The following is a 12,669-nucleotide window of genomic DNA, read 5'->3' as shown; positions in this document are numbered from 1 at the left end:
CTTAGCCTGTAATGCTCAGCTCGCCGCGCAGGTTTTGCTGCATCTGGCTGCGGATTTGCTCCGGCGTCAGCGGTTGGCTCAGCAAATAATGCAGTTTAGTCAACGCCGCTTCGACGGTCATGTCAAAGCCGCTGATGACCCCTGCATGGGCCAAGGCATTACCGGTGGCATAACCTTCCATGTTCACCCGGCCTGAGATGCATTGGGTCAGGTTCACCACTACGATGCCGCGTTCGGACGCATCGCGTAATTCATCGACAAGCTCCGCTTTTTGCGGCGCATTGCCCACGCCATAAGAGCGCAGAATCAGCGCTTTCACCGGTTGCAGCAGGAAGTTGCGCACCACAGCGCCGGAAATGCCCGGATAAATCGTCACCACGCCGATCGGTTGCGGCGTGATGTTGTGGACCTGCAGTTCGCCGTTGCAAACCGGGCTGTCGATGCCGTTCTGGCGGCGAATGTGAATACCGGCTTCCAGCAGCGCGGGCAGATTGGGCGAAGCAAAGGCGTCGAAGCCGTCTGCATGCGCTTTGGTGGTGCGATTACCGCGAAACAGTTTGTTGTTGAAGAACAGGCTGACTTCGTTTACCGGATGATTGGCGGCCAGATAGAGCGAGTTAAGCAGGTTGGTTTGGCCATCTGAGCGCAGTTCTGCCAGTGGGATTTGCGAACCTGTCACGATCACCGGTTTGGCCAGGTTTTCCAGCATGAACGACAACGCTGAAGCGGTGAAGGCCATGGTGTCGGTACCGTGCAGAATGACGAAGCCGTCATAGCTATCGTAATTCCGTTTGATGTCGTCGGCGATGTGCTGCCAATCTTCCGGCGTCATGTCTGAAGAGTCGATCAGCGGTGCGTATTCATGAATGGTGAAGTCCGGCATTTCCGGCCGGTGAAACTCAGGCATCAGCGCCAGTTGGCGTTGCAGGTGGCCGGAAACCGGAATGTAGCCCTGTTCAGAGCGTTGCATGCCGATGGTCCCGCCGGTGTAGGCGACGTAAATGGATTTTTTTTGCATAGTAATTGTTTTAACAGAAAATAAGATGGGCTGAATTATAGGGGGATAACGGCAGAAAAAAAGCCCGGCGTGTGCCGGGCTCAGGATTATTTTGTTAGCGAACCTCTCCGCAGGTCAAACAGATGGCATAGCGGTTTTGCGGATCGTTCAGATTATTGAACAATCCAGGTTGTTCTTTCACCGCCATGGCGACGGATGCCAGTGGAGCCGGCAGCATCGACTGAATGGCCGCCGGCAACATGGCGTGAATTGACACGCCAAATTGGCTGAGCACCATGTCGGTCAGGCTTGGGGTATCGACAAACCAGTTAAGCTGCCACTGCTTCAGCTTCGCCAACTCGGCGGCTTTCTTCACCGCATCGTCGAAATCGCCCAACTGATCGACCAGGCCATTGGTTTTGGCGTCACTGCCAAGCCACACGTGGCCCTGAGCGATCTGATCGACCTGTTGCGGCGTCATTTTGCGTGATTTGGCAACCAGATCGATAAAGTTCTTATACCCGTTCTCGATATTCAACTGCATCATTTGCGAGAATTCCGGCGGCAGCGCCTTTGTCACGGCGAGGTCCGCCAGCGGCGAAGTTGCGACGCCGTCGGTATGCACGCCGATGCTGTCCAGCGTTTGCTCGTAAGTATTGATGACCCCGAAGATGCCGATGGAACCGGTGAGGGTGCTCGGGCTGGCGATGATGTAGTCCGCCGGCGTAGAGACCCAATAGCCGCCAGAGGCCGCCATACCGCCCATCGACACCACCACGGGTTTGCCGGCAGCACGCACTGCAGCCAGTTCAGAACGGATCACTTCGGAGGCGCTGACGCTGCCGCCTGGGCTGTTCACGCGGAACACCACCGCTTTGATTGACGGGTCAAGACGAGCCTGGCGCAGTTCCGCGGCGGTAGTATCCCCCCCAACGGCGCCCGGCGTTTGCGGGCCATCCATGATGGCGCCATTGGCAAACACCACGGCGATTTTGCCGCCCTGATCCGGCGTTGGTTTTGGCTGATAATCGTAGATGCTGGTGGCGTTGAAATCATTCGCCTGTTTATCCCAACCGAAGGTTTTGATCAGTTGGTTCTCGATAACGGTGCGTGACGCCAGTTCATCCACCAATTTGCTGTCCAGCGCAAACTTGGCGGTATCCCCGCCGGCCGCCTGCAAGCCGGTCAGTACACTTGCCGCGCCCGGGAACAGCTGCTGCGGAGTGATCTGACGGTTGGCCGCCACGGTATCCAGATAGTTTTGCCACAGCCCGCCGATCCAACGGCTGTCGGCTTCGCGCGCCGCCGGTGACATATCGTCGCGGATCAGGGGTTCCACGGCCGACTTGTAGGTGCCGACGCGGAAGATATTGGTAGTGACCTTGAGTTTTTCCAACAGCGATTTGTAGTAAAGGTTGTTGGTGGCAAAGCCGTGCAGGTCGACCGCGCCCTGCGGTGACAGGTAAACCTTGTTGGCGTAGCTGGCCAAATAATATTGCGTCTGGTTATAGCTGTCGCCGATGGCGAAGATCGGTTTACCGCTATCGCGGAATTCGCGCAGTGCTTTGCCGATGTACTGCAGCGAAGGCTGATCGGCGCCGGCAAAGTCATTCAACTGCAATGCCATGCCGGTAATGTTTTTGTCGTCTTTGGCCTTGCGGATGCTGTCGACCACGTCGAACAGCGAGTTTTCCTGCAGACGGTTGCTGGAAGCGCCCAGCAGTTCGCGGCCCCACTGGCGTACTTTGTTGTTCATTGACGGTTGGTCAACGACCACGCCGCTCAAATCAACCAGCAGCGCACCGCTCGTCGGGACGGCAGGGGTAGTGGAACTCTGGAATGAAAGATAAATACCGACCCCAACCAGGATCAGCAACACCAAGAACAGATTAAGGATCAGTTCCCTGATAAAGTTCAGCAGACGCCATGTCCACCTGAAAACGCCGGCAATGATTTGCCACAATGTGCGCATGTGCTCTCCAACAAGAGTCGAGAATGTCCCGCTATCCTAATGAGCGGCCGAAGAAAAGTCAGCTTTAAATCGTGAGTCACGGGAGCTATCGCCGAGGCTGTAACTCACCGTTGAGCTATGTTAACGTGATCGTAATGAAAATTATTATTGGGAGTTTACGATGGATGCACTGGATCTTTTACTGAATCGCCGTTCTGCATCACGCCTCGCGGCCCCAGCGCCAACGGGGGATATTCGCCAGAATATCATCAATGCGGGCCTTCGTGCGCCCGATCACGGGGCGCTGCAGCCGTGGCGCTTTGTGATGATCGAGAATCAGGGTCTGGAGCGTTTCAGCCAATTGTTACAAACTGCTGCGAAACAGGATCAACTGGACGACGCTGCGGTAGAAAAGGCCACAAAGGCACCGTTCCGCGCCCCGCTTATCATCACGGTGGTGGCGCATTGCAACGAAGAAACCAAGGTGCCGCGTTGGGAGCAGGTGGTTTCTGCCGGTTGCGCGGTACAGGCGATGCAGATGGCCGCCCTGGCGCAGGGCTTCAACGGGATCTGGCGCACGGGTGCCTGGACCGAACACCCACTGGTTCGCGAAGCTTTTGGGTGCCGTGAGCAAGACGAAATCGTCGGTTTCCTCTATCTGGGCACGCCACAGTTGAAAGCCGCTACTAAAGTTGTCGCCCCCGACAGCACATCTTTCGTCAGTTACTTCTGATCCCCTGCGGGGTTGCGCGAAAATGCGCCGGATCCCGCAATTCTGCGTTGTTTCTGAGCAGGCTGTACGGTTATCGGCAGCCCGCTCTTATCAATCCCGTCGGCAAGCGCTACCCTATGATATCTTGAATGCCGTTAACCGAAGGGAGTGGTATATGACATCGCCAGCGATCCGTTTGACCCAGTACAGCCATGGTGCAGGCTGCGGCTGCAAAATCTCACCGAAAGTTCTCGAAACCATTCTGCACAGCGAACGGGAAAAGTTTGTCGATCCGCGCTTGTTGGTTGGCAATGAGACCCGTGACGATGCTGCGGTGTATGACATCGGCAACGGCGTTGGCATCATCAGTACCACTGACTTCTTTATGCCGATCGTCGACAACCCGTTCGATTTCGGCCGCATCGCCGCCACCAACGCCATCAGCGACGTCTATGCCATGGGCGGCAAACCGGTCATGGCGATAGCCATTCTCGGCTGGCCGATCGCCACACTGTCGCCGGAAGTGGCGCAGCAGGTCATTGACGGCGGGCGTTACGCCTGCCAGCAGGCGGGTATTGCACTGGCCGGTGGCCACTCGATTGATGCCCCCGAACCCATTTTTGGCCTGGCGGTAACCGGCATCGTCAATACCGACCGGGTAAAGAAAAACAGCGCAGCGCAAGCCGGCACCCAATTATTCCTTACCAAGCCACTGGGTATTGGCGTGCTGACCACCGCGGAGAAGAAAAGCAAACTGCGCCCTGAACATGCAGGCTTGGCGACGGAAGTGATGTGTCAACTGAACAAACCGGGGGCGGATTTTGCCGAGGTCGCCGGCGTGACGGCGATGACCGACGTCACCGGCTTCGGCCTGCTGGGCCACCTGAGCGAAGTTTGTCAGGGTTCAGATTTGCAGGCGACGTTATGGTTTGATCAGGTGCCGAAACTGCCGGATGTCGAACGCTATATTGCCGAAGGCTGCGTGCCGGGCGGCACTGGGCGTAACTTTGACAGCTACGGGCACCTGATTGGTGACATGACCGATCTGCAACGCCAGTTGTTGTGCGATCCGCAAACTTCCGGTGGCCTGTTGCTGGCGGTGCTTCCCGCAGCAGAACAGCAGGTGCTGGCGATTGCCGAGCGCCACGGTGTTCAGCTAACCGCCATCGGTGAATTGCATTCGCCGAGGTCGGGCAAGCCGCTGATTGAGGTTGTTAGTGTCAAACACGCAGATTGATTTTGAGAATCGTCTGGCTGTGTTATTGCTGAAAAAACAGCATGGTGGCCGTCGCCTAATGGAACGCTTCCCGTTGCCGACGCAACGGCCTGAATGGGCGTTGCAGTTCCAGCATGCCGGCGGCAAGGGTGACGCGCATCAGAAGTGGCTGGTGCCGGTGTTGCGGCACGACTATGATCAGATGTATCACTATCAATTGGAAAAGAAATCCCGACGGAGCGCTTTCCGCGGGAATGATGCTGAAGTAAGAGAATTCCTGATGACGTACAGCCAGAATAACGGTGAATAATGCGACTGTTTATTGCCGAGAAACCGAGTTTGGCGCGCGCCATTGCCGACGTTCTTCCCAAACCGCATCGTCGCGGTGACGGGTTTATTGCCTGTGGCAACAATGATGTGGTCACCTGGTGTGTGGGCCATTTACTAGAGCAGGCGCAGCCGGATGCCTACGATAGCCGCTATGCGCGCTGGTCGCTGGCGGATCTGCCCATTATCCCCGAAAAGTGGCAACTGCAGCCGCGTCCCTCGGTCAGTAAACAGCTTAATGCGATTAAAAAGCTATTACATGATGCTGACGAGGTCGTGCATGCCGGTGACCCGGATCGCGAAGGACAATTACTGGTGGATGAGGTGCTGGACTATCTGGCGTTGACGCCGGAAAAACGTCACAGCGTGCGCCGTTGCCTGATTAACGATCTCAACCCGCAGGCGGTGGAGCGCGCTATAGAACGGCTGCGTGACAACCGCGACTTTATCCCGCTGTGCGTCTCCGCGCTGGCGCGTTCCCGCGCTGATTGGCTGTATGGCATCAATATGACCCGAGCCTATACCATCTTAGGGCGAAATGCCGGCTATGACGGCGTGTTGTCCGTTGGGCGGGTGCAGACGCCGGTGTTGGGGTTAGTGGTGCGGCGTGATGAAGAGATTGAAAACTTTGTGCCAAAAGACTTCTTTGAAGTCAAAGCGCACATCGTGACGCCAAAGGAAGAGCGCTTTGTCGCGCTTTGGCAGCCGAGTGATTCTTGCGAGCCTTATCAGGACGAAGAAGGGCGTCTGCTGCATCGGCCGCTGGCGGAGCACGTGCTTAAACGCATCGAGGGCCAGCCTGCGCTGGTCACGTCCTATAATGATAAACGGGAATCAGATACCGCTCCGCTGCCGTTTTCGCTCTCGACGCTGCAGATTGAGGCTTCCAAACGTTTCAACCTGAGTGCGCAGCAGGTGCTGGATGTCTGCCAGCGGTTGTATGAAACGCATAAATTGATCACCTATCCGCGTTCCGACTGCCGCTATCTGCCGGAAGAACATTTTGCCGGGCGTCATGCGGTGCTTAACGCGATCAGCGCTCATCAACCGGATCTTTACCCGCAGCCGGTGATCGACAGCGATCGCCGCAACCGTTGCTGGGACGATAAAAAAGTTGATGCCCACCATGCCATTATTCCTACTGCCCGCGCCAGCAAAGTGAGCCTCAGTCAGGACGAATTGAACGTCTACGGGTTGGTGGCGCGCCAGTACCTGATGCAGTTTTGCCCGGATGCCATGTTCCGCAAATGCGTGATTGAGCTGGATATCGCCGGGGGGAAATTTGTTGCCAAAGCGCGTTTCCTGGCCGAAGCGGGCTGGCGGACGCTGCTGGGCAGCAAAGAACGCGACGAAGAAAACGAAGGTTCTCCGTTGCCGGTGGTGGCGAAAGATGATGAGCTATTGTGCGAACGTGGTGAGGTGGTGGAACGCCAGACTCAGCCTCCGCGGCCTTTCACCGATGCCAGTCTGCTTTCTGCCATGACTGGCATAGCGCGTTTCGTACAAGATAAAGCGCTAAAGAAAATCCTGCGAGCGACCGATGGTTTAGGTACCGAGGCGACGCGTGCGGGCATCATTGAGTTGCTGTTCAAGCGGGCGTTTTTGTACAAGAAAGGGCGTTATATTCATTCCAGCGAGACCGGTCGGGCGTTGATCCATTCGCTGCCGGATATTGCGGCTCGCCCTGATATGACGGCCAACTGGGAGGCTACGCTGACGCAAATCAGTGAAAAATCCTGCCGCTATCAGGACTTTATGCAACCCTTGGTAGGTACTTTGCAGGAGCTGATTTATCAGGCCAAGCAAAGCCGGGCGAGTATGGCGTTTCGCGGGTTGCCGCCGTCGCCTTCCGCCGGGGCAAAAAAACGCAAGAAAAGCGCCGGCAAGGCGCGGGAGAAAAGCGAGTGAATCATGGGTTACTGATGCTGGCCGCAGGTGGGCTGTTGTTTTCCACTGTTGCGGCGGCCAATCGTGGTGATGTGGATGTAGTGTTGCCGGTGGCGCCGGAAATCTGGGGCACGGCGAAAGACGCCGCCGCCCAGCCGGCAGCACAGCCTTGCAGCCGGTGCTGCATTTATCAGGATCAACACTATTCTGAAGGGGCGGTGCTCAAGGTCGAAGGGGAAGTGCTGCAATGCACTCGCGATCCCAACGTGGTTGGCACCAATCCGTTGATCTGGATCCGCTTGAAAAAGTGACGAGGTAACGTTGCCGTTTAGCTCTTGGGCGGCAAAGAGGCAATATAGGCCGCTAACAGCGGCACATCCGCCGGGGCCAGGGCATAGTCGAACGCCCGTTCCGGTGTTAGCCAGACAAAATCAGAATGGCAGCGATTCTGCAATTCGCCGCTGAATGCTTCAATACGCCAGGCATGCAGCCGGATAATGCGTTCGTTGTGTTGCCACTGGTTGCTGGCGACGTAATTCCCTACGCTCGCCATAATCCCTAACTCTTCATCCAACTCACGGGCCAGCGCCTGCGGCTGGCTTTCGCCTTCCTCGACCTTACCGCCGGGAAACTCCCATAAGCCGGCCTGATCGCTGTTTGCATCGCGTTGAGCCAGTAAAATTTTGCCATTTTTTTCAATGATGGCAGCGACGACGTCGATAATTTTCATGCGTACCACAGCGTGAAACCCCGGCAGTTGCCGGGGTTGGAGGAATTACAGCGAGAATTCTGCCCAGACTGGGGCGTGATCCGACGGTTTTTCCATCCCGCGGATCTGGTAATCGATGCCGGTTGCAGTGCAACGCGCCGCCAGCGGCGTGCTGGCCAGCAGCAGATCGATGCGCAGACCCCGGTTCTCATCGAACCCTCGTGAGCGGTAGTCAAACCATGAGAATTCATCGTTGCGTCCCGGGTTGGCATGGCGGTAGGTATCTACCAGGCCCCAGTTCAGCAAACGGTCCATCCATTCGCGCTCTTCCGGCAGGAAGGAGCACTTGCCGGTGCGCAACCAGCGTTTACGGTTTTCTTCACCGATCCCGATATCGTAATCACTTGGGCTGATATTTACGTCGCCCATCACCAGCACCGGCGATTCCACGGAAAGTTGCTGCTCCAGGTAGTTCTGCAGATCCTGGTAGAAGCGTGATTTGGCCGGGAACTTGGTCGGATGGTCACGGCTTTCTCCCTGCGGGAAATAGCCGTTAATTACGGTCAATGTGCCTTGAGGTGTGGCCAGATCGGCCATGATGATGCGGCGCTGCGCGTCGTCATCGTCGGTAGGGAACCCGCGGCGTACGGCAATCGGCTCATCTTTAGTCAGCAGTGCGACGCCGTAGTGGCCTTTTTGGCCGTGATAGAACACGTGATAGCCATGCTGGCTGACTTCTTCCAGCGGGAACATGTCATCGTGAACTTTGGTTTCCTGCAGGCCAATCACGTCGGGTTGGTGCTGTTCGATAATTGCGGACAGTTGATGCGGACGCGCGCGCAGTCCATTGATATTGAAAGAGACAAACTTCATGAGCGGTGCCGTTTTCGCGAGAAAAATGTGTTGAGATAGTAGCAGAGTTTGGCCAGAAATGTAACGCAGGCCAGCGGCAACTGCCGCCGCCGGCAAGCCGCGTTATTTTGCCCAGCGATCGTAATTCTTTGGCTGGTAATCGTCGAATTGTTGCAGCAGGGTATGCGGTGATTCGCTGAGGTGCAGGGTGCCGAGGTAGTCATGGCGCATAAAGCCCTGATCGGCTACATGCTGCAGGAAATTGTTCAACGGGCGATAGAACCCGTTTACATCCAGCAGGCCAACCGGTTTGCTGTGATAACCGATCTGGCCCCAGGTCCAGATCTCGAACAGTTCTTCCAGAGTACCAATACCGCCGGGCAGGGCGATAAAACCGTCCGCCAGGGCCGCCATGCGTGCTTTGCGGGTGTGCATGTCCGGCACGACTTCCAGTTCGGTCAGACTACGATGCGCGGTTTCTGCTTCTACCAGCCGTTCAGGAATGATACCCACGGCTTCACCACCGGCTTCAAGCACTGCGTCCGCCACAATGCCCATTAACCCTTTTTTACCGCCACCATAGATCAGACGTCTGCCCTGGCTGGCAAGCGTCCGGCCCAATTGCCGGGCATTATCGGCATAAGCAGGGTTAGCGCCTTCGCTGGCACCACAAAAAACGCAGATATTGTTACGCATGCACTTTTTTCCTTACTGCATTAAAGAAGTCAGTGGTATAGCGAATTGTTGACCGGAGTTCAAGCTGAGCGTGAGGTCAATGGTTAAGGTAACTGATAAATGTGACGTGCAACTATTTTGATTAGTGATGCGACAGGCTACGGCTGAGTTTGATTTAAATTAAGGGGGAAGTACAAGGATGGTGGTGGGGGAAGGATTCGAACCTTCGAAGTCTGTGACGGCAGATTTACAGTCTGCTCCCTTTGGCCGCTCGGGAACCCCACCATGATATTCATGGATTTACAAATTGTAGCTCCGGTTTTGCCCGGAAGAAACCTGGCCGGTTTCGTTGTCTCCTCGGTGTTTTATGTAGCCTCAGCTTTCGCTGTGCTCTCATCAACAGAGAGAAGATGGTGGTGGGGGAAGGATTCGAACCTTCGAAGTCTGTGACGGCAGATTTACAGTCTGCTCCCTTTGGCCGCTCGGGAACCCCACCACTGGCCTTGCTTGCGAAACGTCTGTCTCGGTAAGCGGGGCGCATCATATCAAATGAAGCGCGCGTGTAAAGTATTGAAATGCAGAAAATGAATCGTTTGCCGATTTTTTGCCCGTGGCGGTGCATTCCTGAACGAAAGGCCCCGTTTTATCCCCCTAACCTTTCAAGCTGTCGCGTTTTTGGCTGCGCTGGCTCACCCCAGGGGGCAGATATATTCGCCCCCGGGGATAAGCGAGTGGCACCTGGCGGCAACTTGAAATTTATCGGATATATTTGGCCGTTACAGAATAACCGTGCGGTTACCGTAAACAAATACCCGCTGGGCCAACACATGATACAGCGCGCGGCTGAGCGCGTTTTTCTCTACGTCACGCCCGGCACGCATCATATCTTCAGCAGAATAGGTGTGATCAACATGAATTACCTCCTGCATGATGATTGGGCCTTCGTCCAGATTATCGTTAACGTAGTGCGCGGTAGCGCCGATGATTTTTACCCCGCGTTCGTAAGCCTGATGGTAAGGCCGTGCGCCAATGAAGGCCGGCAGGAACGAATGGTGGATATTGATCACCTGGTTCGGGTAATGCTGAACAAATGCCGGGGTCAGCACGCGCATATATTTGGCCAATACCACGTAATCCGGTTGATATTGATCGATCTGAGCCACCATTTTTTGATCGTGCTGGTCGCGCGTCAACCCTTCATGGCTGACCAGATGGAACGGAATATCGAAGCGTTCCACCAGCGTTTGCAGCGTATCGTGGTTGCCGATAACCGCAGCAATCTCTACATCCAGACCGCCGTAAGCACTTTTCATCAGCAAGTCGCCCAGACAATGTGCTTCTTTGGTCACCAGTACCACAATGCGGCGACGGCCGGAGTTGTGCAGTTCGCGAACAGAGCCTGTCGGCAGGGCGCTGTCGAGATCTGCCAGCAGCGTGGTGTCGTTGAAGATACCTTCCAGCTCGGTACGCATAAAGAAACGCCCGGTGCGGTGATCAACAAACTCATTGTTTTGAACAATGTTGAGTTCATGTTTGTAGCAAATGTTGGTGATCTTGGCGATCAGGCCTTTGGCATCCGGACAGATGGTGCGCAAAACTTTTCTTTGTACATTTTGTTGGTGTGGCATGGGAATGAGGATCCTGTCTGATACTGAACGTCCTGTCTGTGCAGGCGAGAGTTTTTATAGTCTTCATCTTCAAACGGTAGCCTGGTCGGCTGCGGCTTGAACGCTATGGGACACAATGACAACCGGCTAACGCCCGCAGCATTTTTTATATTTTTTACCTGAACCACAGGGGCAAATTGCATTTCTGCCAGGCTGGGGTTTGGTTCCATCAATATAGTACCAGCGTTGGTCAAGCTGAAGGAAGCGCGAACGCTCATGCATCGCCTTGTGTTCGCCGCTGTCGGCGTCAACGAAGCGCGCAATGAATTCTACAAAACCTTCGCCGGTATCATGACCTTCTTTTTCTTCTACTACAGTCAGACCAAGCCACTCGGTGCCTTTGAAGCTGTCGACGATGGACTTGCGCCATTCATTGGCATGGCAATCGGGATGCCAGGTGGCGATCAGATAATCAACATTGTGTTTTACGTAGGCGCTAAAGCGCGAGCGCATTAACGTGCCTGGAGTGGGGGCGAATCTGACCCCGTTAATGTAGGGTTCGCAGCATGCGCTATACTCCAGACCGCCGCCACAGGGGCATAATTCAGGCAAGGTAACTCCTAAAATGGCCGGCACGAAAAAGAACGGGCCAACGATGATGAAATGAATTTAGCGCATATGTTACCTAACATTATTCGGTCGTGACAATCTACGCTGACAGCAGGTTTGATACAATTTACCGGGCAAAGGGCAGGCGTTATGCGACAAATTAAAGTAGGACTGGCATTAGGGGCGGGGGCGGCCAAAGGCTGGGCGCATATCGGTGTCATCAACGCGCTAAAGAAATTGGGCGTTGAGGTCGATATAGTAGCCGGTTGCTCGGTTGGCGCGCTGGTGGGGGCCGCTTTTGCCAGCCATCGTCTGCCCGCCATGGAGACGTGGGTGCGTTCGTTCAGTTATTGGGATGTGATTCGGCTGATGGATTTGTCCTGGCAGCGGGGCGGCCTGTTGCGGGGCGAGCGGGTGTTCAATGCGGTGGGGCTGTTGTTGAAGATCGATGATATTGCCGAGTGCTCTCTGAAATTCGGTGCCGTGGCGACTAATCTGAGTACCGGGCGGGAGTTGTGGTTGACGAAAGGGGATATTCATCAGGCGGTACGAGCTTCATGCAGCATGCCCGGCTTGTTGGCGCCGGTGTGGTTCGACGGTTATTGGCTGGTGGATGGTGCGGTGGTTAACCCGGTTCCCATCTCATTAACTCGCGCGATGGGCGCCGATATCGTCATCGCCGTTGACCTGCAACATGACGCGCATTTGATGCAGCAGGATTTGTTCTCGGTTCGCAATGATATGGAAGAGCCGAACGATCTCCCTGCCCGCAACTGGCGGGGGCGTTTGCGCGAACGAATCAGCAAGATGACGTTGAGAAAGCCTAACTTCACGCCAACGGCGATGGAAATCATGGGGACGTCGATACAGGTGTTGGAAAATCGCCTGAAACGCAACCGCATGGCCGGCGATCCGCCCGATGTGTTGATTCAACCCTACTGCCCGCAAATTTCAACGCTGGACTTTCACCGCGCCAATGAGGCGATTGAAGCCGGCGAACTGGCGGTGGAAAAACAGCTCGATATGCTGTTGCCATTGATAAAAAATAAATAGCTGCCGGCTTCAGGGGGGCAACGTGCGGTTGGGACATTTTCCGGCAAGCGTAAATGCCCTTTTTGAGCCACTAT

The 12,669-nt window shown here is 55.5% G+C and carries 12 protein-coding genes, 2 tRNA genes and 1 pseudogene; 6 read left to right on the top strand and 9 right to left on the bottom strand.

Going from position 1 to position 12,669, the window contains the following annotated elements:
• Window position 1: 1 nt before the first annotated feature.
• A complete protein-coding gene (ansA, locus tag ACUTQW_RS06910; protein WP_004945378.1) occupies window positions 2-1,018 on the bottom strand; it encodes an asparaginase in 1,017 nt (338 codons plus the stop codon).
• A gap of 94 nt (window positions 1,019-1,112) precedes the next feature.
• Complete coding sequence (gene sppA, locus ACUTQW_RS06905) at window positions 1,113-2,969, bottom strand: signal peptide peptidase SppA (protein WP_445654828.1); 1,857 nt, start codon at window positions 2,967-2,969, stop codon at window positions 1,113-1,115.
• A 160-nt stretch (window positions 2,970-3,129) separates the two neighbouring features.
• On the opposite strand from sppA, the gene ACUTQW_RS06900 reads away from it, so the two are divergent.
• The 5 genes and pseudogenes from ACUTQW_RS06900 to ACUTQW_RS06880 all read left to right on the top strand — a co-directional run bounded on the left by ACUTQW_RS06900 (window position 3,130) and on the right by ACUTQW_RS06880 (window position 7,401).
• Window positions 3,130-3,681, top strand: a complete 552-nt coding sequence (locus ACUTQW_RS06900) for an NAD(P)H nitroreductase (RefSeq protein ID WP_020439164.1) — start codon at window positions 3,130-3,132, stop codon at window positions 3,679-3,681.
• Window positions 3,682-3,835: 154 nt separating this feature from the next.
• Window positions 3,836-4,897 carry a selenide, water dikinase SelD gene (gene selD / locus ACUTQW_RS06895; RefSeq protein ID WP_006325805.1) on the top strand — a complete coding sequence of 354 codons (1,062 nt, stop codon included), beginning with the start codon at window positions 3,836-3,838 and terminating at the stop codon, window positions 4,895-4,897.
• Window positions 4,872-5,186: pseudogene (locus ACUTQW_RS06890) on the top strand (hypothetical protein); the annotation flags it as partial. The gene selD and the pseudogene ACUTQW_RS06890, both read left to right, overlap by 26 nt.
• On the top strand, window positions 5,186-7,111 hold the full coding sequence (locus tag ACUTQW_RS06885; protein WP_004945367.1) for a DNA topoisomerase III: 1,926 nt from the start codon (window positions 5,186-5,188) through the stop codon (window positions 7,109-7,111). The pseudogene ACUTQW_RS06890 and the gene ACUTQW_RS06885, both read left to right, overlap by 1 nt.
• The gene (locus ACUTQW_RS06880; RefSeq protein WP_006325803.1) at window positions 7,108-7,401 is read left to right on the top strand and encodes a DUF1496 domain-containing protein; all 294 of its coding nucleotides are present in this window, start codon (window positions 7,108-7,110) and stop codon (window positions 7,399-7,401) included. The genes ACUTQW_RS06885 and ACUTQW_RS06880 overlap by 4 nt, the downstream gene beginning before the upstream one ends.
• A 17-nt stretch (window positions 7,402-7,418) precedes the next feature.
• On the opposite strand, the gene ACUTQW_RS06875 is transcribed toward ACUTQW_RS06880, so the two are convergent.
• From ACUTQW_RS06875 to ACUTQW_RS06845, 7 genes are all read right to left on the bottom strand, one after another.
• Complete coding sequence (locus tag ACUTQW_RS06875) at window positions 7,419-7,820, bottom strand: pyrimidine (deoxy)nucleoside triphosphate diphosphatase (protein WP_006325802.1); 402 nt, start codon at window positions 7,818-7,820, stop codon at window positions 7,419-7,421.
• A 45-nt stretch (window positions 7,821-7,865) separates the two neighbouring features.
• Complete coding sequence (xthA, locus tag ACUTQW_RS06870; protein ID WP_006325800.1) at window positions 7,866-8,672, bottom strand: exodeoxyribonuclease III; 807 nt, start codon at window positions 8,670-8,672, stop codon at window positions 7,866-7,868.
• Window positions 8,673-8,774: 102 nt separating this feature from the next.
• Window positions 8,775-9,347: an LOG family protein gene (locus ACUTQW_RS06865; protein WP_020439163.1), complete on the bottom strand. Its 573-nt coding sequence runs from the start codon at window positions 9,345-9,347 to the stop codon at window positions 8,775-8,777.
• Window positions 9,348-9,526: 179 nt separating this feature from the next.
• A tRNA-Tyr gene (locus ACUTQW_RS06860) sits at window positions 9,527-9,611 on the bottom strand.
• A gap of 126 nt (window positions 9,612-9,737) precedes the next feature.
• Window positions 9,738-9,822, bottom strand: a tRNA-Tyr gene (locus ACUTQW_RS06855).
• Window positions 9,823-10,102: 280 nt separating this feature from the next.
• A complete protein-coding gene (gene purU, locus ACUTQW_RS06850) occupies window positions 10,103-10,954 on the bottom strand; it encodes a formyltetrahydrofolate deformylase (RefSeq protein WP_006325797.1) in 852 nt (283 codons plus the stop codon).
• Window positions 10,955-11,080: 126 nt separating this feature from the next.
• Window positions 11,081-11,545 carry a YchJ family protein gene (locus ACUTQW_RS06845; protein ID WP_020439162.1) on the bottom strand — a complete coding sequence of 155 codons (465 nt, stop codon included), beginning with the start codon at window positions 11,543-11,545 and terminating at the stop codon, window positions 11,081-11,083.
• 147 nt (window positions 11,546-11,692) lie between these two features.
• Here ACUTQW_RS06845 and rssA point away from each other — a divergent pair, with 147 nt between their 5' ends.
• Window positions 11,693-12,595: a patatin-like phospholipase RssA gene (gene rssA, locus ACUTQW_RS06840; RefSeq protein ID WP_006325796.1), complete on the top strand. Its 903-nt coding sequence runs from the start codon at window positions 11,693-11,695 to the stop codon at window positions 12,593-12,595.
• Window positions 12,596-12,669: the final 74 nt, after the last annotated feature.

Source organism: Serratia sp. TSA_7, assembly GCF_052692135.1.
Note: the sequence above shows the minus strand (reverse complement) of the source record. Positions and strands in the feature narration are given on the sequence as shown.